Below are 20,854 nucleotides of genomic sequence, written 5' to 3' on the forward strand. Positions count from 1 at the left end.
ACTCCGGATCGCGTGCCAGCAACTGGATGCCCGCCATGATGTCGTCGTGTCCGCGGACGATGGCACGGCGTACGACGCCGATCCGCCAGTTGACGTCCTTGTCGGTCTTGACGCCAAGCAGCATGCCCACCTTGACCCAGCTACTGCGCTTGGGCAGCTTGAGGCCGACCCCGGTCGCGCTGATATCTTCCACAAGTGCCCGCTCGATGGTGGTCTCGTTGGTGCGGGTCGTGGTTTGCTGCGTGGCCTGTACCACCATGCGGCGGATGGCGCCGAAGTCATAGCAGATGCTCAAAGAGCCACTGATGGCCTTGCGTTCGGACTGGCGCTTTACCTCGCGACCGGTCCAGCGGTTCTTCAGATGCTTGATTACCACCAGCGTCTCTGCCACGTCCAGAAGGCCGTTCGGGTCCATCTTCTGTGGCACTTTGTTCTGCGCGGTGATCAGATTCTCCAGCGCTACCAGCTCCAGCACCGTCTTTTCAAGGCCGTAGAACAGGCCGTGGCCGTCTTGCTTGGCCTTGGTCGGCATCTGGGTCAATACGGTGGGCGGGTTGTCGTCATCATTGGCCTGGCCAAACGGTGTCTGGCTCGAGTGCTGGCTGCTGACCTGGATAAAACTGGCCAGGACGTCGGCCACGCGGTCGGCGATCAAGAGCTGCCGGCCTTGGAGGTCCGGGGTCAGCGTGCGGGACAGCAGTACCAGATGGGCCAACTGCTTTTGCAGCTTGCCTGCCTCCGAATCGGTACGTGCCATGCGGGCGGTGAGCGTACCGCTGAGGCCAAGTGCGAATTCCGCCGCCGGTTTGATCTCGTGCCAGGGTAAACGGTCAGCCTTGGGCTCACGGACAAAGCGCACCACATGGTCGCGGCCTATCCAATACAGCCAGTTGGCAACCGAAATCTGCAGCAGTGGCGTGTTGGCCGGCTTGCGGGCCAGCTCCACCATCTCCCGGCGCATCGCCTCGGTATAAGCTTCGACGATAGTGGTGCAGATCGGCACCGTAGTCTGAAGTAGCAGGCTGAGGCGGGCGTGGTTGCTCTTGGCCTCGAGCATGTCAGACATGGCCCGCTCGACGATATTGCGCAAATGAGTGTCGATGCCGCGCAACACCATGAGGCCATCGCTGCGGTTTTCCGCCCGACGCTGCTCCTGCTGCAGCCATTCGCTGATCGATTGCATGGCCTGCACCGGCGGTAGCGAGGCAGCGCTTTCCACTGTCGCGACCGCCATATCCAACCGCGATTCCCGGCCGAAGACGAACAGTTTTTTGAACGTGTCTATCATGTGCTTAACCTTGGGTACGGCCGCATTTTAACTGTCTACTTATAGACTAGGTGCATATTGTAAAGTGCCCCAGGCTAGTGGTTTACCACAGGCAATCCGCAGTCGTCGTTCCCCGCCGGAGCTCGGGCGTTGGTCGCTAGTCGCCACTGTGGCACACTGCGGCCCTGGCATTTCTCTCTGGTTCCGTGTGAATTCCTTTGAATGGCTGATCGGCCTGCGCTATACCCGCGCCAAGCGCCGCAATGGTTTTATCTCCTTTATTTCTGCCGCCTCGATGGCGGGGATCGCCCTTGGCGTCATCACCCTGATCACAGTCCTGTCGGTCATGAACGGTTTCCAGCGTGAAATCCGTGACCGCATACTCGAAGTTGCTTCGCATATTCAGGCCAGCGGTGAGTACGGGCGTCTGCCGGATTGGCAAACGGCGGCGGCTGAGCTGCGGCGCCAGCCGGAGGTTCAGGCCACTGCACCCTATGTGCAATCGCAAGGTCTGGTGTCCTATGGTGACGCCATGCAAGGCACCTTGGTGCGCGGCATTGAGCCAGCGCTAGAGGAGCAGGTAGCGGGCCTTGGCAAGCATATCGTTGCCGGTCGGCTCGATGGCTTGCGGCCGGGTGAGTTCAATATCGTGTTGGGCCAGGAATTGGCGCGGGCACTCGGGGTGGGGCTGGGTGACAAGGTAACGCTCTATGTTTCGCAGGGGAACATTACGCCGGTGGGCATGGCGCCTCGGCTGCGTACCTTCACCGTGGTGGGTCTCTTTCAGATCATGTACCAGTACGACGCGGGCCTCGCCTATATCAACCTGCAGGATGCGCAGCGCCTCTACCGCATGGGTGACGCCGTCAGCGGCGTAAGGCTACGCATTGCCGATCCGCTCAAGGCGCCGGCACTGGCAGGCAGCCTTCAGGCCAGCCATCCGGCCTTGCAGTTCAACGACTGGACCATGGAGAACGCCAATTACTTCCGTGCGGTGCAGATCGAAAAGCGCATGATGTTCCTGATTCTGACCCTGATCGTGGCGATTGCCGCCTTCAACCTGGTATCCAGCCTGGTCATGACGGTCACTGACAAGCAGGCTGACATCGCTATCCTGCGTACCCTGGGGGCATCGCCGGGCAGCATACTCAAGATATTCGTCATCCAGGGGGCCACCATCGGTGTGGTTGGCACCATTGTCGGCGTACTGGGCGGCGTGCTCTTGGCCTCCAACGTCGGCGCGGTGGTGAGTTTTTTCGAGAACCTGCTGCATGTAAAGGTACTGTCGCCCCAGGTCTATCTCATCTCCGAGCTGCCCAGCGAAGTGCTGCCGGCTGACGTGCTCACCATCGGTTTGATTTCCTTGTTGCTGGCCTTTGCCGCGACGCTTTACCCCAGCTGGCGTGCCGCCCGCATCAACCCGGCGGAGGCACTGCGCTATGAGTGAGCTGATTCTTGAAGCGCGAGGCTTGGCCAAGACCTACCCAGATCTCGATGTGCCAGTGCTCAGTGGCATTGATCTTGACGTGGCCAAGGGGGAGAAGCTGGCCATCGTAGGTAGTTCAGGTTCGGGCAAGAGCACCTTGTTGCATCTGCTGGGTACGCTGGATCAGCCCAGTCAGGGAAGCTTGAGTGTGGCTGGCCAGAACCCCTTCGCACTGACCGAGGCGGCGCGCAGTGCCTTGCGTAACCGGCAGATGGGTTTTGTCTATCAATTCCACCATTTGCTACCGGAATTCAGTGCGCTGGAGAACGTGGCCATGCCCTTGCTGATACGCCGCACCCCGCGTGGTGAGGCGGAAGCCAAGGCTGCAGCTATCTTGGAGCAGGTTGGTCTGGGCCATCGTTTGCGGCATAAGCCGGGTGAATTGTCCGGCGGCGAGCGTCAACGGGCGGCGATTGCCCGGGCGCTGGTGACGGAGCCCCTGTGCCTGCTGGCCGATGAACCGACCGGTAATCTGGATCGGCACACCGCGCAGTCCGTCTACGACTTGATGCTCTCCCTCAACGACCGCCTGGGCACTGCGCTGGTGATCGTGACCCACGATACTGAACTGGCCGCTCGTACCGGGCGTGTCCTGACCCTGGCCGACGGCCGGCTTCATACTGCCTGAGTTCACCCATGTACAAGCTTGTCATTCAGGCGACCGAAGTCGCCACCCAGAATCTCAAACGCTTGGCGCAACTGGTCGGTGCCGGCGAGATCACCGCCGTTCGTTCCGGCGCCCTCGCCCACCAGGCATTCAAGCTCAGCCCCGCTGACCCAGCCCAGCGCGAGGCGGTGGCTAGTTTCTGCGCTGAGGCCGGCTACGACTTCGCTTTCGTGCCATACGGTGCGTCCCTGTCGGACATCGGTTTGATCGCGATGGATATGGATTCCACCCTGATCACCATCGAGTGCATCGATGAGATTGCCGATATGCAGGGCATCAAGCCCCAGGTTGCTGCCATCACTGCTCGCTCCATGCGCGGCGAGTTGGATTTCCGGCAGAGCCTGCTGGAGCGCGTGGCCTTGTTGGCGGGTTTGCCGGAGCAAGCGCTGCTGGCAGTGTATGAGGAGCGGCTCAAGCTGATGCCCGGTGCAGAAACGCTGCTCAAGGCTGCTGGCAAGGTCGGTTGCAAGACCCTGCTGATCTCCGGTGGCTTTACCTTCTTTACCGAGCGCTTGCAGGCCCGTCTGGGCTTGACCCGTGCGGTGGCCAACGTGCTGGAGGTCGCCGACGGCAAGCTGACCGGCCGGGTGGTCGGTGAGGTGGTGGATGCGGCGCGCAAGGCGGCCGAGCTGGTGCGCATGCGCGAAGAGTTGGGCCTGCGGCCCGAGCAGGTCATCGCCCTGGGCGATGGTGCCAACGACCTGCCCATGCTGGCGGCAGCCGGGTTTGGCATCGCTTGCCATGCCAAGCCTGCGGTCCGTGCACAGGCGGCTTATGCGCTCGATCAGGTCGGCCTGGACGGCGTGCTGGGCTACTTCGACTAAGCCATCAGCTTCTTTGGCGCACGGCTTCCAGCAGCAATTCCGCCACCGCCGCTGGGGCGTCGTGTTGCAGGTTGTGGCCGCAGTCCGGCAAGGTCAGGTAGCGCAACTGCCGAAAGCAGGCCCGGCGCTCGGCAAACTGGTCGGCGTCTTCCTTCAGCCATTGCAGCAATCGTGTTTCATCGCCCACTACCCAGGTGGTAGGGGCTTGAACCTCGCGCCAGCAGGCCATGGCCTCCTCCAGCCGATAGAGCACCGGATTGACCCATTTGTGACGTGGATCGGCCCGGTAGCGAGTCTGCCCCCCCTGCTCTATCGCCAACTCGCCAGCTAGCCATCGTGCCTGTTCGGGTGCCAGCCGCGGGTTGACCTTTTGTAGTTGCAGTGCGGCCGTCGCCAGCCCCTGCATGTCCTTTCCTGCTGCGGGCCCGGCGACTTCATCCAGCCACCGTCTGTAGCGAGCCGGTGCCAGGCCTGGCTCGGTGGCCGGTAGACCAAAGCCCTCCAGCGACACGACCTGGGCCACCCGCTCAGGACGTATGCCGGCATACAGGCAGGCGACGATGCCGCCCATGCTATGCCCCAGCAGGGTGGCTGGCTGGTCTGGCGCGTATTGCGTCAGCAAGGCGTCCAGATCCGCCAGGTAGTCGGGGAAGTAATAACTCTGCTCTGCCCAGGCGCTCTGGCCAAAACCCCGCCAATCCAGCGCCAGCAGGTCGTATTCCCGCAATGCGGCCGGCGCGGCGTCGACCAGGAATTGGAAGGTGGCTGCACAATCCATCCAGCCATGCAGCAGGACTATCTTCGGCGTGTCCGGTCGGCCCCAGCGGCATAGTCGATGGGGCATGCCACGCAGCAGCACGGTCTCGCTACGGTAGGGGTGGATGGGGCGATAGATGGCGGTCATAGGCGGCTTCCGGGGGGTAAAACGACAATGCCCGCTTGCGCGGGCATTGTCTACGTACTGACGAATGAATGACTAGGCAGCTTGGGGCTGCAGCATGCCGATCATGTCGCTGACCGCACGTTCCACAGATGGGCCGCTCTCGATCAAGCTGGCTTCACCGCTCTTGAAGAGGGAGATCAGATCCAGCAGGGTGAATTCCATGCTGTTGTCGCCTTGCCGGTTGGTGAACAGGTAGCGGCTCTTGCGTGGGCTCACCCAGGCGAGCTTGGCACGCGTCAGCGAGCCATCGTTCTGGACAAACTCTACCCAGGCCCCGCGCTTGAGCTGATTGGCGACCACATCGTCGTAGTCCTGATATTTGTCGAGGCCGGCATCCCAATTGGCGTCGGTGATCTCGAATCCGGTGGCGGAAGAGCCCATGCTGAGCGCGGGCAGATCGCCCAGATCAGTTGCGGGTGCGGTGGGCGCGGCCGCGGGCTGGGCCGCGCTGGCGACCAGTGCCTGGATAGCCTGGGTGGAGGCTGGCAGCGGTTGAGCAGGCTCTGCCGCAACGGGCTCTACGGGCTTGAGGCCAGACTTGATCGCGTTGGCGTGGCAGTGCACCAGCTCGGCAAAGAAGGACTCGCGCAAGGTGCGATCTATGCCGGCGGCTTCAGTACCATTCTCCAGTCGGCGCAGCAGCTTGGGCAGCAGATTGATCAGGCGCAGGCGTTCCTCAACCCCAACCTTGGGCGAGATGCTCCAGCACAGGTCTTCCAGCGCCTGTTCTGCGTTGGCCAGCGCTTCAGGGTTGCTGTCCTGTTCCAGTGCAGCCTGCTTGAGCACTTCGTGCCACTGGATCAATGCAAAGTCACGGATCAGGTCGGGCATTTCACCCGCAGCGGCCAATTTGCGCTTCACGATCTGGCTGGCTTGCTGCAAGGCCATTTCGTTGCGCTCTTCTGCCATCAGGGCGGCGGCGGCAGCCTCGGCACCCGATTCGGCACGCTGTTCTTCTTCGGCGAGGAAGTTCTCAAGATCGGCCAGGGCAATATCGAACAGGCCGATGTTTTCATCGAACTCGTTGACGATACGCTCGACGATCTCGGCGATCTTGCAATAGAGGCGGTCTTCCAGACCGTCGGCTTCATCCCAGCCCAGCGCTGCATGGGCCAGTGCATCAAGCAGGCGGCGGGTGGGGTGCTGTTTGCGGGCAAAGAACTTGCTGTCCAGCATCGCCACTTTTAGCACCGGGATCTGCAGCCGGCCAATCAGGGCCTTCATCGGACCGGGGATATTGCGGTCGTCGAACAGATTGTCGAATAGCATGGCCACGATATCGATGGTCATGCCGTCGACGTGGCCCAGCGAAGAGGCCAGGCTGGTCGTCTTGATCTGGTGCAGCACGTTGGCAGTGCCACCGGTCAGCGCCTGGATGTCGAGTTCGCCGGCGTCTTCCACAGCGCCTTCAAGCTGGCCCTGCTGGAGAAGGTTCAGGGCATCCAGAAAGCTTTGCCCCAGATTGCCCAGGAAGGTGGGGGCGACCGGTGCGGCTGCTTCGCTTACGGGTGCGGCGGCAGGCTGGCCTGCTGCCGGTGCGGCCTGCATGGCCTGGTTGAAGGCCAGCAGCTGCTGTAGGGAGGACAGCAGTTCCTGCTCGTTACCTACGGCATAGGCGGGCAGCTCGCTACCCGATGGCGCCTGGACCGGGGCGAAGCCACCGGTACCAAAACCCATCTGGCTGGCGTAGCTGGCGAGCTCTGCTGCCGTGGGGGCCGTGCCCTCGCCGCCTTGCTGTCCGGCGGCCGGGTTGCGGCCGGTACGCGGAGCGCCAGGCGCGCGGCGGCGGAAGCCGCCTTTGGGCAGGGTCGGCATGATGTTGCGTTCTACCAGGAAGCGATTCAGGTTCTGGTAGACATTGGGTACATTTTCCGCGGCCAACTGCTCAAACTGCTTGAGCACCAGCAGGCGGACGTTCAGATCGGACTCGATCTTCATGCAGGCGCTGCGGAAGGCTTCCACAACGGCCTGCGGGTTCATTGGGTTGTCTTCGCGGCTTTCCTCGGGCAACTGCATGAGGTGGCCCATGCGGAAATTCAGCGCGTTCAGATCGTCACCGAGCTTGTTCTTGAGCTTGGTGGTGATATTGGTGACGGCGAGGTCTTCCTCGTAGTCGTCGTGGCCGACCAGGGAAAGCTCGAGATCGTCGAAGTTCAGGTTGTCAAAGCTGGACTCAGTGTCCTTGCCACCGTGCACCGTGCGGTTGAAGCCTTCGACAAAGCGACGGCGGAACTCGGTCTCGATTTCACTGCGCTTGCTCTGTGCCTGACCGCGCGCCTCCATGTAGAGGTTGTACGACTCCCGGTCCAGGGCCTTGTCTGCCAGCTCGAACAACGACTCCTCGATCTTGTCGAGCATCGTGACCAGCGACTTGGACAGTAGGTCTGCCGCCAGATCGCGGCAGGAGGACAACATCGCGAGGGCTTCGGGTTTCTGGCTCATGGCGCTTGGACGTGTGGCAACGGCAGGCTGCCCATCAGGCTTGCCTGCTCTGGTTTCAGGTGAAAAATTCAATCCGGCCGCGCTCATAGCCTGCTCCCACGCGTTCCCGACCGGTTGTCTCCAAAGCCTGCAAGCAATGGTAGCACCGTCGGAATTTGGTACATGCCTTGTCTGTCCGCCCTTGCGGCGCCGGCAGACCTGACTGCCTTGCGCAACACAATGGAATATAAGGTCATGTTAATTTTTCGCAGAAATCCCGTCAACTGACGTAGAAAGTATCTCAGCATATGATTACATATCTTTGATTCTTTGGGTTTCTGGCGTGCTCCCCTGTTAATGCCAGTTGCATTTTTTGCCAAAAATGCCTGTGGATAACTTAATTTGTGTGGCGAGTTAGCCAATCCAGTACCTGTGGGTAGACCTCTTGCTCGGCCTGTGGATGGGTCAGCATGTCGATATGGCCGTAATCGCGGCTCAGTCCCGCCTGTCGCGACAACAGTCCGAACGCATGGGCATGCCTGCCGGACTCTGCGGCAAAACGGCGTACGTCGCGTTCGTGGCCGCGCACCGGGTCCTTGCCACCCACCAGATAAAGTGTGGGCGGCAAAGCGGTGGCTTGCAGTGCCGCGACATAATCGAAACCATCGTCGCTATCTTGCCAATCTGCTGCCTTCACCCACTGTTGGCTCTGCCGCAGGCTCTTGAGCGTTTCATCGTCCGCACCCATGCCCAGTTCTGCTGCCGGCAGATAGCCTTTGCGTTTGGCCAGCAGGCTGGCTAAGCGCTGCCAGAAGATTTCGATCTCATAAAGCCGGTGCCAGTTCCATACCCGGATGCTGCGCTTACTACCAAGGTAGACGTTGGCGCGTACTCGCCGCGCCCATTCGGGTTTGCGCGCCAGCGCCGCACTCAACAGCACCCCGCCCCAGGAGTGGGCTACCAGGTAGAGAGGCACCTGTTCACCGCGTAGGCGCTGGATTTCCAATAGCGCCGCCGGGATATCCTCGCAGATGCTCTCGGTCTGACCGTGAGCAGCCCCGCGGGCAATTTTCGGGGTAGACAGGCCACGCCCGCGCAGGTCGAGCACATATACGTCGTAACCGCGTTGAGCCAGCCAAGGACCTAGCCCCTTGCCTTTATCGCTGTAGAAAGTACGGGCGTTGGCCACTGCACCATGCACCATCAGCACGGCGCTGCCGGGTTCCGCCGGATGGATACGCCGCAGGTGCAATTGCGCACCATCAAGGGTGGGAACGAAGAGGGATTGCTGGGTGACAAGCTGCAGTTTGGTCATGGAATTCAAGCAAGCAATAGATTTTTTCGCATGCTACGGCGGCGCCTGACGAGACTCAAGGCAGATCGCCTGGGCGCGAGTCGGCGCTGCGAAACGGGGCTCGCTCGTCCAGTTCGCTGAGGTAATGGTCCATGCCCTGCCCTTCCCTGGCCAGGAAGCGCGCGACCGCACCTGCGAGCTGGGGCTGGGCCAGCCAGTGCCAGGAATGCGTTGCGACTGCCTCGAAACCACGTGCCAATTTATGCTCGCCCTGCGCGCCGCCTTCGAAAGCCTGCAAGCCGCGCTCGATGGCGAACTCGATGCCCTGGTGGTAGCACAGCTCAAAGTGCAGATTGGGTACGTATTCCAACGCGCCCCAATAGCGGCCGTACAGTCTTTCACCGTCCAAGAGGTTGAGGGCTGCGGCAATGGGTTGCCCGTCACGGTAGGCGAGTACCAGAAGGCAGGCTTCAGGCAGGTCCCGCCCCAGCCGTAGGAAGAAATCGAGGTTCAAGTAGGGGCTGGAGCGGTGTGCTTGATAGGTATGTTGATAGCAACGATCAAAGAAGGCCCAGTCCTCTGCGCTGATGGCCGCCCCATGTTTGCGGACTATGGTCAGCCCGGCATCACGGACCTTACGACGTTCCTGCCGCAACTTCTTGCGCTTGTCGTGGTTGAGCGCGGCAAGAAAGGCTTCGTAATCGGCGTAGCCGCGATTGAGCCAGTGAAATTGCAGCCCCTGCCTGCGCAACAGACCGGCGCGCTCGAAATGTGCATCGTCTTCAGCTCGCGGGAACAGGCAATGCAGACCGGACAGCTCGGCCTCGCCCGCCATGCCGAGCACCTGCTGAAGCAGCTCAGTGGCATCCTCCCCCTGCTCTGCCAACAGCCTTGCGCCAGGAACGGGAGTGAAAGGAATGGCGCTGAGCAGCTTGGGGTAGTACGGCAGCCCTGCCCGCTCGCTGGCGTCTGCCCACGCCCAGTCAAACACATACTCACCCCAGGAGTGGTATTTGAGGTAAAGCGGCATGGCGGCCCGTAGCTGCCCAGTCTGGTGTATGGCGGCGTAGAGCGGTTGCCAGCCTGTGTCGCCGCCTACGCAGCCGGTTTCCTCCAGCGCCAGCAGAAAGGCGTGCTGCAGGAAGGGTTGGTTGCCGGCCAGTGCATTCCATTGCCTTGCGTCGAGCTCGGCAATCCTGTCGTGAAACTGGAACTGCCTTTGTGAGGCTGCCGCGCGGGAAGTCATGGAAATGGCCCGCTATCAGGCCAGCGTTGCCGGCAGTTGCGCAGCCAAGGTCTGCCGCTCCTTGGTGGCCTCGCCTAGCAACACCAATCCCTGCAGCTTGCCGGCGGCATCGCAGTACAGGGCACGCAGGCCATCGGCGCCAGACTCGATCTGCCATTCGCCTGCACAAGCGGACGCGGGTGGTGCGATGACAGCTGGACAGGCGGGGGTTTTCACCACCACGGGCATGGCCGGGTAAGCCAGTGCAGTGGCCTGGCCGGCCAGTGTCGGTGCCAAGGCGCGAGCAGCCTGCATGATGGGGAGTACGAACGGTAGCACCAAGCCTTCAACTTCGGCGCAATCGCCCAGGGCATAGATATCCGGGTCGCTGCTGCGCAGATGGCGGTCCACTACGATGCCGCGGCTCGTGGCAAGACCTGCCGCTGCGGCCAAGGCCGTGCGTGGTCGCAGGCCAAGTGCCGAGAGCACGACATCGGCTTTGAGTACAGTGCCGTCAGAGAGCGTCAGCAGATAACCGTCTTCGTCGTGGTCCAGGCGCAGGGCCTGCTGCTGCCAGTGGAACCGGATACCTGCGGCGGACAGCCGCTGCGCCATCCAGTGGCCTGCAGCTTCGGGCAGAAAGCGGGACAGAGGCCAAGCGGCGATATCGACGACCTCGACTTGGTGCCCGGTGGCAACCAAGTCGTTGGCAAATTCGCAGCCGATCAGGCCACCACCTAACAGGACTACCCGTTGCTTACCGTCCAGGGCCTCGCGGTAGATTGCGTAGTCGGCCAGGTCATTGACACGCAATACCGCCTCTGCAGCGTTGCCGCCGAGCTCCGCGCGCGTGGAGTCTGCGCCCAGGGCCAGGACCAGTTGGCTGTACGCGAGCCGTCCGGCCGAGGTCTCTATCTCATGCGCAGCACGGTCGATGGCGCTGACCCGGGTATGGGTCAGCAGAGTGGCTTTCAGCTCCTCCGCCATTTTCTCGGCGGACTTCATGGCTAGCTGGGCAGCCGTCTTGTTGGCATTGAGCCCATTGGACAGCATGGGCTTGGAATAGAAGTCGCCGGCATCGGCGGTCACGATGCACAGCTCGGCATCGGGGGCATGTTTGCGCCACTCGCGGGCGAGGTTGTAGGCGGCCAGTCCGCTGCCGACGATGGTAAGAGGTGCGGCCATGCAGGCTCCATGAATAGACGGGGGCGCGCCGTGGGGTGGGCCAGGGCACGTCATTGGGCAGGCCAGCGCGTCAGGCGGGCCGGTGCGGGAGCTATTCTACCGCCGCGTTGGGCAGCATGCTGACGGAAGGTAGGCCGCCAGCCAGAATGGCCTGGCGCACCGCTTCGATCGCCTCGCGGCGCGGAAAGTTGCGGCGCCAAGCCAATACCACGCGGCGCATTGGGGCCTGGCCCTTGAAGGGGCGGATGGTCAGCAGTTGCTCATCTGCGGGGGTGATCGAGGTGGCGGGCAGAACCGTCACGCCTATGCCACCTGCCACCATATGCCGGATGGTCGTCAGCGAGGAGCCTTGCAAGGTCCGCTGCAGGCTGCTGCCGGTAGGCAGGGCCTCACGGTTGAGTTCCGGACAGGTCTGCAGCACCTGGTCGCGGAAGCAGTTGCCGGGCGATAGCAACAGGACGTTCTCGTCCTCCAGCTGAGCGGCATCGATGGCCTTCAGCGACTCCCAGGCATGCCCCTTGGGGGTGGCGACGACGAACGATTCGTCGTAGACCGCCTGAGTGGCAATACCACTCTCGCGGAAGGGTTCGGACAGGATGGCAATGTCGATATCGCCCTGCTTGAGCATCTCCGCGAGGCGAGCGGTGTAGTTCTCTTCCAGCAGCAGCTGCATCTGCGGCGCCCGCTGGCGCAGGCTGGGAATCAGAAATGGCAACAGGTAGGGGCTGATGGTGTAGATCGCCCCCAGGCGCAGCGGGCCGGAGAGCGGGTCCTTGCCCTGCTCCGCCAGCTGCTTGATGGTTTGCACCTGCTCCAATACCCGTTGCGCTTCGGAAACGATGCGCTCTCCGATCGGAGTGATCGATACGTCGCCGGCGGAACGTTCGAACAGGGTCACTCCCAGCTCGTCCTCCAGCTTCTTGACGGCCACCGACAGGGTCGGTTGGCTGACAAAACAGGCACCCGCTGCCCGGCCAAAATGACGTTCGCGGGCAACGGCAACGATATATTTCAGCTCGGTCAGGGTCATGGCGCTTGGAACATTCCTATCAGCGACAACGGGGTGGTATTAGCAAAAGCTTACACTCGTGTCGCCCACAAGTCATATTCGTCAGCATCGGTCACTTCAACTTCGAGGAAGTCTCCGACCTTCACGCCCGCCTCCTGCTCGACGTAGACGAGGCCGTCGATCTCCGGTGCATCGGCATAACTACGTGCCACGATGCCCTGCTCGTCGATCTCGTCGACCAATACGGTCAGCTTGCGACCAATCTTGGCCTGCAGCTTGGCAGCACTGATGGCCGCCTGCTTTTCCATAAAGCGCGTCTTGCGCTCTTCGGCCACTTCCGGCGAAACGTGGTTGGGCAGGTCGTTGGCGGTGGCACCTTCGACCGGGGAGTAGGTAAAGCAGCCCACGCGGTCGAGCTGGGCGACTTCGATAAAGTCCAGCAGCTGTTCGAAATCGGCCTCGGTCTCGCCGGGGAAGCCGGTGATGAAGGTCGAGCGGATGGCGATGTCCGGACAGATGGCGCGCCAGGCTTCCAGCCGCTTGAGCACATTCTCGGCATTGGCCGGGCGCTTCATGGCCTTCAGCACCGAGTGGCTGGCGTGCTGGAACGGGATATCGAGATAAGGCAGCACCTTGCCGGCGGCCATGAGCTCGATCACCTCGTCGACGTGCGGGTACGGATAGACATAGTGCAGCCGCACCCAGATGCCCATGTCGCCCAGCTCGCGCACCAGTTCGGTCATGCGGGTCTTGACCGGGCGGCCGTTATGGAAGCCGGTCTTGTATTTCACATCGACCCCGTAGGCGCTGGTGTCTTGCGAGATCACCAAAAGTTCCTTCACACCAGCCTTGGCCAGGTTCTCTGCCTCTCTCAGTACCTCATGAATGGGGCGGGAATCGAGATCACCACGCATGGAGGGGATGATGCAGAAAGAGCAGCGGTGGTTGCAGCCTTCAGAGATCTTCAGATAGGCGTAGTGCTTGGGTGTCAGCTTGACGCCCTGCGGCGGTACCAGGTCGATAAAAGGGTCGTGGGGCTTGGGCAGGTGCTCGTGCACCGCCGCCATCACTTCCTGGGTGGCGTGCGGACCGGTGACGGCCAGTACCGAGGGGTGGACGTCACGGATCTGGTTGCCACCGTCCTTGGCGCCCAGGCAGCCGGTCACGATGACCTTACCGTTCTCATTGAGTGCTTCGCCGATCGCATCCAGCGACTCGGCGACTGCGCTATCGATAAAGCCGCAGGTGTTGACCACGACCAAGTCGGCGTCTTCATAGCTTGGCGAAATGGCGTAACCCTCGGCGCGCAGCTGGGTCAGTATCTGTTCCGAATCGACCAGGGCCTTGGGGCATCCGAGGCTGACGAATCCGACTTTGGGGGCGTGCATGGCGTATCCTCAATACAAAAGCAGAACGGGCGTGTCACGCGACACGCCCGCTTGAATAAACGCATTTTAAAACAGCAGACTACTTCTTGTCGCTGCCTCCGGGAGGGAAGCCGAAGCCGGTCCACATATTCTTGGTCCTATCCTGCAGTTGCTGCTGCATCTCGACGAACATATTGGTGCTCTGTTCGAGGTAGCTGGTCATCATGTTCTGCATGGCTGGTGCCTGGAACTTCATGAAGTCGCCCCATAGATTGGCATTGGTACCGAGCGGGTTCTCCCCCTGGCCATAAAGCGACTTGGATTGGTCCTGCAGGCGTTGCTGCATCTGGTTGAAGAGTTGCAGGTTCTTTTCCAGGTAGTTGCCCATCAGGCCCTGCATGGCATGGCCGTAGAAGCGGATGATCTGGGTCAGCACATCATAGGTGAACATCGGTGCCCCACCGCTCTCCTCTTCGAGGATGATCTGCAACAGCACGCTACGGGTGATGTCTTCGTGCGTCTTGGCATCTTCGACGGTGATTTCGACGTTCTCGAGTACCAGCTGCTTCACGTCATCGAGCGTGATGTAGCAGCTCGTGGCCGTATCGTACAGCCGGCGGTTCGGGTATTTCTTGATGATGCGCTTTTCGTTATCAGCCAAGTTTGTCTCCGTGTTTTTCTGTGAATCAATGACTTAGCAAGAAAGATCAGCACTGCTGCAGTGCAGCATGGCCTTCTTGACGGCCCAAAACCCAATTCCTAGAATGAATTCTGTTGTGCGAAGCAGCATAACTATAACGCAAGCCACTGCATACGGCATCCATACCCCAATGTGAGGAGCGAACCATGAGCCAGACCCCCTATTCCGAGTTGGCCCAGCAGCAACTGGACCTGGCTCTGCAGGTGGCGCGTATCAGCATCGACAGCGCAGAGAAATTGTTGCAGTTGCAGCTCGATGCCGCCAAGGAGGCACTCGACGAATCGGCCGAAACGGCCGCCAAGTTTGCCGACATCAAGGACCCGCAAGCAGCTCTGGCCGTCCGCGCCGAACTGGCGGAGCAGACCATGGGGTCGATGTTGGGCCTGTCGCGCAATATCTACGAATTGGCGGCCCAGGCCCAGGCCGAGCTGGCCAAGCTGGGCGAAGCGCGGGCTGGTGCCTTGCAGCAGAGCCTGCTCGAAGGTTTTGACAAGTTCGGCAAGGCAGGGCCTGCAGGATCCGATGCGTTGAGCTCGGCGTTCAAATCCAGCATCAGTGCAAGCCAGGCTGCCTTCGATAGCCTTAACAAGGCGGCCCGCCAAGTGGCGGAATTTGCGGATGCCAGCCTCAAAGCCGCCACCACGGCGACGACTGAGTCGGTCAAGACTACCAAACGCAAATAGGCCAGACCGTCAGCATGCCCTCAAAAGTCTTCGGCCCGGCACCGCAGAGCGGTGACCGGGCCGAAGACTTTTTGCGGCTCGCCAGCTGGCAAGCCCGACAGATCAACCGCGGCCAGGAATCGCCGCCAGCAGCTTCTGTGTGTAGGGGTGCTGCGGGTCGCGGTAAAGCTGGTCCGAGTTGGCGTATTCGACCATCTGCCCCTGGTTCATCACCAGCACCTCGTCCGAGATGTACTTCACCACGCTCAGGTCGTGCGAGATGAACAGATAGCTCATCCCGTACTCCTCTTGCAGTTCCTGCAGCAGGTTGAGCACTTGGGCCTGGACCGAGACGTCGAGCGCGGAAACCGACTCGTCGCAGACGATGATTTCCGGCTTCATGGTCAGGCAGCGCGCGATGCTGATCCGCTGCCGTTGCCCGCCGGAGAACTCATGCGGGTACTTGAAGAAAGCGCCATCGGGCATGGAGACCCGCTTGAGCAGTTCGCGGGCGTGGTCGGCCCGGTCCTTGTCGCTGTCGAAAATGCCGTGTACCCGCATTGGTTCCATCAGGATGTCGCCAACGGTAAAGCGCGGATTCAGGCTGGCGTAGGGGTTCTGGAAGATGATGTTGAGCCGCTTCTTGTAGGGCTTGTAGTCCTTGTCGGACAGCTTCATCAGGTCCTTGCCCTCGAACAGCACTTCCCCGCCCTGGCAGGAGTGCAGGCGCAGAATGGTCTTGCCCAGCGTGGTCTTGCCGGAGCCCGACTCGCCCACGATGCCTACGGTCTTGCCCCGGGCCAGCTTGAAACTGACATCCTTGACCGCATGGACCTCGCGGTGGCCAAACAGGCCCTGCTTGACGGTATAGGTCTTGCTGAGGCCCTTGACCTCCAGCACGATGGGGTCAGCCGGGCCTACGCCACGGCTACGCTCGCCCTGCGGCAGATCCTTCTCGCGGCCTTGCAGGAAGTCGTCTACCACGGGCAGGCGCAGTGGGCGGGTGTCGATATGCGGACGGCAGGCCAGCAGTGCGCGGGTATAGGGATCTTGCGGCGCTTCGAACAGCGCTTCGGAGGCACCCTGTTCGCGGATCACGCCATGCTGCATCACCACCACGTGGTCGGCAATTTCTCGCACCAGCTCCAGGTCATGGGTGATGAACAGAATGCTCATGCCGTGGCTGCGCTGCAGCTTCTTCAAGAGCTCGATGATCTGCTTCTGTACCGTCACGTCGAGCGCGGTAGTCGGTTCATCGGCGATCAAGAGCTTGGGCTCGCAGGCGATGGCCATAGCGATCATTACCCGCTGCTGCTGGCCGCCCGACATTTCGTGCGGGTAGCTGTCGATACGCTTGCTGGGGTCGGGGATGCCGACCTCGGTCAGCAGTTCGATGGCGCGCTCGCGCGCCGCCTTCTTGCTGATCTTCTTGTGCAGCATCAGTACTTCGACAATCTGCTCGCCAACCCGGTAGACCGGGTTGAGCGAGGTCATCGGGTCCTGGAAGATCATGGAGATCTGCTGGCCACAGCGTGCGCGGCGCTGGTCATCCGTTTCCTTCAGCAGGTCGATACCGTTGAACAGGATCTGGCTCTCGGCGGCGAACTCGGTATTGGACTTGGGCAACAGGCCCATGATGGCCATGGCCGAGACCGATTTGCCCGAACCCGACTCACCCACCAGGGCGACGGTAGCGTGTTCGGGCACGACATAGTTCACGCCCTTGAGGGCCTCGAAGCGTTGGCCCTGACCCATGCGGAAAGTTACGCGCAGGTCTTTGATTTCAAGCAGGTTCTTTTGAGTCATCATGCGTCCTGGCGCTTAGCGGCGGGTGGCTTTGGGGTCGAAGGCGTCACGCAGTACGTCGGTGAACAGCCCGAAGCAGACCACGAAGGTCGACATCACAATGGCGACAGTCGCCAATTGCCACCACTTGCCCAGAACCAGTTCCACGGTCACTTCGTTGATCATCACGCCCCAGGAGATCGAATCCAGCGGCACGCCGAAGCCCAGGAAGGACAGCACAACCTCTGCCTTGATGAAGTCGATCACCAGTTGCGAGAGCTGCACCAGGATCAGGTGGGAGACGTTAGGCAGAATGTGCACGAACATCATGCGGCTCTGGCTCGCGCCGATGGCATCGGCCGCCTGCACGTATTCGCGCCCGCGCTGCTTGATGTACTCGGCACGGACCAGGCGGTAGACGCTGGTCCAGCCGGTCAGGCCGAGCACGATGATGACGGCGGCAATACCCTTGGTGCCTACGGCGCCTGCAATGGCGAGCACCAGCAGGAAGTACGGCATGGCGGTGAAGATGCTGTAGAACCATTCCAGCACGTCGCCGATCACACGGCCGAAGTAGCCGCTGATAGCACCCAGGATGGTACCGATGGTGACGGCCAGCAATGCGGCGAGCACGCCAACTGTAATGGAGACCTCGCCACCCTTGATGGCCTTGGCCAGTACATCGCGACCCCACTTGTCGCCACCCAGCGGCAGTGACCAGGCGCGTTTTTCCTCAACCGCCGGGTAGGCCTTGGCGGCCTCCTCGATCTGGGCCTCGTAGCTCGCGAGCGGGTCGACCGCGCGGGTAGCGTCGTCCATGGGGACGCTCTCGGGCTTCATCTGGCTGTTCTTGCCGAAGGGGTTCGGTTCGTCGGCCATGAAGTTGGGATTGGCGAAGGAGACGCCGACGCCCTTGTTCCAGTCGGCGGCAACCAGGCCAAACTTGGAGGCCAGTGCCAGCACGAAGTAGATGGCCAGGATGGCCATGCAGAACTTGGCCAGGTTGTCGCGCCATAGCCGCTTGCCCGCGGCTTGCCAGAAGCTTTGTGATGCTTGTTGGGACATTGCGTGCTTCCTCGATTATTTGAATTCAACGCGCGGGTCGAGCCACTTGTAGAGCACGTCGACCAGCAGGTTGGCGATCATGGTGACCATGGCCGTGTACACGGTGATGGCCTTGATAATCGGGAAGTCGTTGTTGCTGACGGCCAGCACGATTTCGCCGCCCACACCCGGGATGGAGAAGATCTTTTCGATCAGGAAGGAACCGACCAAGAGGCCCGGCAGCTGCAGGCCCAGGTTGGTCACGATGGGCACCGCAGCGTTACGCAGCACGTGCACCAGCATGACCCGGCCCTCGCCCGCGCCCTTGGCACGTGCAGTACGCACATAGTCCTGATTGGCTTCCTCAACGATAAAGGAGCGATACAGGCGCAGGCTCGGTGCGACCGAGACCAACAGGACCAGAAACACCGGCAGCGGCGCATAGCGCGTCAGGTTGGTCCACAGATCGTTCATGGCCCAACCACTGACCGGGAACCAGCCCAGTACACGGCCAATGACATACTGGCCGACCACCACGTACAGCAAGAGGCTGATGGACATGGCGGCGGTGGAGATGGTGACGATGGTGCGGTCGGTCAGCGAGCCACGGCGGTAAGCCACCCAAGAGGCAAGGCTGACGGCGATCAGGGCGTCGAGCAGCCATACCTGCAGCATGATGGTCAGGGTGACGGGCGCACGCGACATCAACAGTGCAGAGACCGGCTCATTGGTACTCCAGCTGCGGCCGAAGTCGAAGGTGACCACCTGCTTGGCGAAGATCAGCAGCTGCATCCACCATGGGTCGAGCAGACCCAGCTGTGCCTGGATGGCGGCGATCTTTTCCTTGTTTGGAATCTTGCCAGCCAGGATCACGCTGGGATCGGCACCGAACACGTTGAAGATGAAGAACACCAGCAGCATGACCCCGATCATGGTCGGGATCATCTGCCAGATACGGCGGATCAGGTAGGCAGTCATTTGGTTCCCTCGACCAGCTTGCGTTGACCGGTAATTTCCTTGAAGAAGGCTTCCGAGTTGGGTTCACGACCCAGGAAGCGGCGCACCAGGTCCATCTCGGGGACCTGTGAGCCGTTCTCGAGGATGGTTTTGCGGAAGCGCATACCGACATCGGTATTCATGAAGTTGCCGGCGAAGGCCGAGCGCATATCGAGTGCCAGCACTTCGGACCACATATAGCCGTAATAGCCGGCAGCATAGCCGCCGACGATATGGCCGAAGGCGCCGGGGAACTCGGTACCCTTCACATAGCCCAGCGCCGTGGCACCTTCCATCTGTTGCCAGAGCTTGAGCGGCTGCTGCGGGCGCGGTCCGGCCAATGCCATGTCGTAGGCCGCGTAGAGCCACTGCCGCGCGTACTTGGTGCCTTGGCCGAACTGGCGGGCCTCGTTCATCTTGCCGATCAGCACCATGTCGATCGGTTTGCAGCTGGGGCAGACCTCATTCCAGAGCTTGAGCGCATCGGGGTGGCGCGACCATTCCTCGTACATCTGCGAGGGTGCTTCGACGAAGTCGCGCTTGGTGTTGGTGCCGGCATTGAGGGTGTAGCGGGTCTTGCTCAGCACGCCATGCATGATGTGGCCGAACTCGTGGAACAGTGTTTCCAGCTCTTCCTCGTCAAAGCCCTTGCGGCTGAAATTGGTGACCAGGGACGAGGTCGGCGTGGTGCCGGCAAGCGTGCTGACCTGGCGGACACTGAAGGCGGCGGCGTGCTTGTACTTGCCGTCGCGCGGGAACAGGTCGAGGTAGAAGCTCGACACGTATTCGCCGCTGGCCTTGTCGAAGACGTCGTAACCCTTCACGTCCGCATGCCAGACCGGCAGCTGCGGATTGGGGCGGAACTCCACACCGTAAAGCCGGCTGGTGACCGCCATCATCCAGTTGATGGTCGCGTCGGTCGGGAACTGCGCGCGGACGGCTTCCTGATCGAGCTGGAAGTGGCTGTGCTTGAGCCGGCTCTCATAGAACGAGAGATCCCAGCGCTCGAGCTTGGCCTTGCTGTCACCTGTGTGGGTGGCCTTCTCGGCGGTCAGCTCCTGCAGCTCCTGCTTTTCGACCTTGGCAACCTGATCCTTGACCTTGGCGAGGAAGTCGAGCACTACCTCAGGCTTGCCCACCATATTGGTGCGGGTGGCCCAGGCTGCGTAGGAGGGATAGCCCATCATGGTGGCCAGGCGCTTACGCAGCTCGCTCACCTCCTGCAGGATGGCAATGTTCTGCCTGCCACCACGCTTCTGGTAGGCAACATAGAGCTGGCGGCGCACTTCTTCGCGCTCGGCATGTTCCATCACCGGCAAGTATTCGGGGTAGTCGAAGCCGACCAGGTAGTTGCCCTTGTCGTCGCGCTTGAAGTTGGCCAGCGTCTCGGCCGGCACGCCCTCCAGGTCGCTTGCGCTGAATGCCAGCTTCTGCTTGTTTTCCCGCACATTGCGGGCGAAATCCTGCTGCAGCTTGTCCAGGCGGGCAAACAGGCGGGCGGCTTCCTTGCGGCCTTGCGGCGGCAGGCTGACACCCTTGTCCTCGAATTCGTTCAGCACACCCTTGAGCGTTTCGGCATCAATCGCGTCGGCGGGTTTGACCGCCTTGAAGCGCTGGTACAACGCCGCGCTCTGCATCACGTCATTCATTACCGCCGAGATCTTGAGGCCACAGGCCTCGTAGGCTTGGCGCACCTTCTCGTCCGGGTGCACATTGGCCAGCAGGTCGCCGCCCCACCAGAATTCACCCAGGGTGCCTATGCTGGCACTCCAAGGCTGCAACACGGTGGCAGGGCTGGCCTGGTTGAGCGGCAGCGCTTCGATGTCGTGCGCGGCAGTCTTGATACGGGCGATGGATTCATCGCAGACACGCGGTACGTCGGCAGCCGCGAGCTGGCTGATCTCGCCACGCTCAGCCGCCAGCGCAAGCGGCGCCCAGAGGCAGGCGATCAGTAGGCTGATCTTCTTCATCACAGTCTC

Annotated in this window: 17 protein-coding genes; 4 read left to right on the top strand and 13 right to left on the bottom strand. The window is 61.5% G+C overall.

Translation table 11 applies throughout. The annotated features are described in order from the left end of the window. Positions 1-1,288, bottom strand: a 1,288-nt coding sequence (locus VIM95_RS08285) for a hypothetical protein (protein WP_331984567.1), incomplete at its 3' end; no start/stop codon positions are given. Positions 1,289-1,475: 187 nt separating this feature from the next. Between VIM95_RS08285 and VIM95_RS08290 the strand changes: the two genes are divergently transcribed. Genes VIM95_RS08290 through serB form a run of 3 tightly spaced genes read left to right on the top strand, consistent with a single transcriptional unit; the run spans position 1,476 to position 4,244 of the window. Continuing rightward, entirely contained in the window at positions 1,476-2,714 is a 1,239-nt protein-coding gene (locus VIM95_RS08290; RefSeq protein ID WP_331984568.1) for a lipoprotein-releasing ABC transporter permease subunit, read from the top strand. Continuing rightward, positions 2,707-3,381, top strand: a complete 675-nt coding sequence (lolD, locus tag VIM95_RS08295; RefSeq protein WP_331984569.1) for a lipoprotein-releasing ABC transporter ATP-binding protein LolD — start codon at positions 2,707-2,709, stop codon at positions 3,379-3,381. Before VIM95_RS08290 ends, lolD begins: the two co-directional genes overlap by 8 nt. Positions 3,382-3,389: 8 nt before the next feature. Then, the gene (gene serB, locus VIM95_RS08300; RefSeq protein WP_331984570.1) at positions 3,390-4,244 is read left to right on the top strand and encodes a phosphoserine phosphatase SerB; all 855 of its coding nucleotides are present in this window, start codon (positions 3,390-3,392) and stop codon (positions 4,242-4,244) included. Between the two features lie 4 nt (positions 4,245-4,248). Here serB and VIM95_RS08305 read toward each other — a convergent pair whose 3' ends face one another. The 8 genes from VIM95_RS08305 to phaR form a co-directional block, all read right to left on the bottom strand. Beyond that, positions 4,249-5,148: an alpha/beta hydrolase gene (locus VIM95_RS08305; RefSeq protein ID WP_331984571.1), complete on the bottom strand. Its 900-nt coding sequence runs from the start codon at positions 5,146-5,148 to the stop codon at positions 4,249-4,251. Between the two features lie 72 nt (positions 5,149-5,220). Continuing rightward, positions 5,221-7,629: a DUF1631 domain-containing protein gene (locus VIM95_RS08310; protein ID WP_331984572.1), complete on the bottom strand. Its 2,409-nt coding sequence runs from the start codon at positions 7,627-7,629 to the stop codon at positions 5,221-5,223. Between the two features lie 376 nt (positions 7,630-8,005). Continuing rightward, on the bottom strand, positions 8,006-8,923 hold the full coding sequence (locus VIM95_RS08315) for an alpha/beta fold hydrolase (protein ID WP_331984573.1): 918 nt from the start codon (positions 8,921-8,923) through the stop codon (positions 8,006-8,008). 55 nt (positions 8,924-8,978) lie between these two features. Beyond that, positions 8,979-10,148, bottom strand: coding sequence for a GNAT family N-acetyltransferase (locus tag VIM95_RS08320; RefSeq protein ID WP_331984574.1), 1,170 nt, complete (start codon positions 10,146-10,148; stop codon positions 8,979-8,981). A gap of 15 nt (positions 10,149-10,163) precedes the next feature. Beyond that, positions 10,164-11,312, bottom strand: a complete 1,149-nt coding sequence (locus tag VIM95_RS08325; protein WP_331984575.1) for an FAD-dependent oxidoreductase — start codon at positions 11,310-11,312, stop codon at positions 10,164-10,166. 91 nt (positions 11,313-11,403) lie between these two features. Next, the gene (locus VIM95_RS08330; RefSeq protein ID WP_331984576.1) at positions 11,404-12,342 is read right to left on the bottom strand and encodes a hydrogen peroxide-inducible genes activator; all 939 of its coding nucleotides are present in this window, start codon (positions 12,340-12,342) and stop codon (positions 11,404-11,406) included. A gap of 50 nt (positions 12,343-12,392) precedes the next feature. Further along, complete coding sequence (rimO, locus tag VIM95_RS08335) at positions 12,393-13,709, bottom strand: 30S ribosomal protein S12 methylthiotransferase RimO (RefSeq protein WP_331984577.1); 1,317 nt, start codon at positions 13,707-13,709, stop codon at positions 12,393-12,395. A gap of 79 nt (positions 13,710-13,788) precedes the next feature. Next, on the bottom strand, positions 13,789-14,349 hold the full coding sequence (gene phaR / locus VIM95_RS08340) for a polyhydroxyalkanoate synthesis repressor PhaR (RefSeq protein ID WP_331984578.1): 561 nt from the start codon (positions 14,347-14,349) through the stop codon (positions 13,789-13,791). Positions 14,350-14,534: 185 nt separating this feature from the next. Between phaR and VIM95_RS08345 the strand changes: the two genes are divergently transcribed. Continuing rightward, the gene (locus tag VIM95_RS08345; RefSeq protein ID WP_331984579.1) at positions 14,535-15,071 is read left to right on the top strand and encodes a phasin family protein; all 537 of its coding nucleotides are present in this window, start codon (positions 14,535-14,537) and stop codon (positions 15,069-15,071) included. Positions 15,072-15,173: 102 nt separating this feature from the next. On the opposite strand, the gene VIM95_RS08350 is transcribed toward VIM95_RS08345, so the two are convergent. The 4 genes from VIM95_RS08350 to VIM95_RS08365 are packed head-to-tail and all read right to left on the bottom strand — an operon-like array spanning position 15,174 to position 20,845. Continuing rightward, the gene (locus tag VIM95_RS08350; RefSeq protein ID WP_331984580.1) at positions 15,174-16,859 is read right to left on the bottom strand and encodes a dipeptide ABC transporter ATP-binding protein; all 1,686 of its coding nucleotides are present in this window, start codon (positions 16,857-16,859) and stop codon (positions 15,174-15,176) included. A 12-nt stretch (positions 16,860-16,871) separates the two neighbouring features. After that, positions 16,872-17,900, bottom strand: a complete 1,029-nt coding sequence (locus VIM95_RS08355) for an ABC transporter permease (RefSeq protein WP_331984581.1) — start codon at positions 17,898-17,900, stop codon at positions 16,872-16,874. 15 nt (positions 17,901-17,915) lie between these two features. Next, on the bottom strand, positions 17,916-18,857 hold the full coding sequence (locus VIM95_RS08360; RefSeq protein ID WP_331984582.1) for an ABC transporter permease: 942 nt from the start codon (positions 18,855-18,857) through the stop codon (positions 17,916-17,918). Further along, entirely contained in the window at positions 18,854-20,845 is a 1,992-nt protein-coding gene (locus VIM95_RS08365; RefSeq protein ID WP_331984583.1) for a M3 family metallopeptidase, read from the bottom strand. Before VIM95_RS08365 ends, VIM95_RS08360 begins: the two co-directional genes overlap by 4 nt. Positions 20,846-20,854 lie beyond the last annotated feature (9 nt).

It is taken from the genome of Chitinimonas sp. (assembly GCF_036568685.1).
GTDB lineage: Bacteria > Pseudomonadota > Gammaproteobacteria > Burkholderiales > Chitinimonadaceae > Chitinimonas.

What these genes read in the sequence shown, in the direction of transcription:
- serB (WP_331984570.1), top strand. Translation starts at nt 3,390, where the DNA reads ATGTACAAGCTTGTCATTCAGGCGACCGAAGTCGCCACCCAGAATCTC.
- VIM95_RS08330 (WP_331984576.1), bottom strand. Translation starts at nt 12,342, where the DNA reads ATGACCCTGACCGAGCTGAAATATATCGTTGCCGTTGCCCGCGAACGT.
- VIM95_RS08345 (WP_331984579.1), top strand. Translation starts at nt 14,535, where the DNA reads ATGAGCCAGACCCCCTATTCCGAGTTGGCCCAGCAGCAACTGGACCTG.
- lolD (WP_331984569.1), top strand. Translation starts at nt 2,707, where the DNA reads ATGAGTGAGCTGATTCTTGAAGCGCGAGGCTTGGCCAAGACCTACCCA.
- rimO (WP_331984577.1), bottom strand. Translation starts at nt 13,709, where the DNA reads ATGCACGCCCCCAAAGTCGGATTCGTCAGCCTCGGATGCCCCAAGGCC.
- VIM95_RS08360 (WP_331984582.1), bottom strand. Translation starts at nt 18,857, where the DNA reads ATGACTGCCTACCTGATCCGCCGTATCTGGCAGATGATCCCGACCATG.
- VIM95_RS08310 (WP_331984572.1), bottom strand. Translation starts at nt 7,629, where the DNA reads ATGAGCCAGAAACCCGAAGCCCTCGCGATGTTGTCCTCCTGCCGCGAT.
- VIM95_RS08355 (WP_331984581.1), bottom strand. Translation starts at nt 17,900, where the DNA reads ATGTCCCAACAAGCATCACAAAGCTTCTGGCAAGCCGCGGGCAAGCGG.
- VIM95_RS08365 (WP_331984583.1), bottom strand. Translation starts at nt 20,845, where the DNA reads ATGAAGAAGATCAGCCTACTGATCGCCTGCCTCTGGGCGCCGCTTGCG.
- VIM95_RS08305 (WP_331984571.1), bottom strand. Translation starts at nt 5,148, where the DNA reads ATGACCGCCATCTATCGCCCCATCCACCCCTACCGTAGCGAGACCGTG.
- VIM95_RS08350 (WP_331984580.1), bottom strand. Translation starts at nt 16,859, where the DNA reads ATGATGACTCAAAAGAACCTGCTTGAAATCAAAGACCTGCGCGTAACT.
- VIM95_RS08320 (WP_331984574.1), bottom strand. Translation starts at nt 10,148, where the DNA reads ATGACTTCCCGCGCGGCAGCCTCACAAAGGCAGTTCCAGTTTCACGAC.
- VIM95_RS08315 (WP_331984573.1), bottom strand. Translation starts at nt 8,923, where the DNA reads ATGACCAAACTGCAGCTTGTCACCCAGCAATCCCTCTTCGTTCCCACC.
- VIM95_RS08325 (WP_331984575.1), bottom strand. Translation starts at nt 11,312, where the DNA reads ATGGCCGCACCTCTTACCATCGTCGGCAGCGGACTGGCCGCCTACAAC.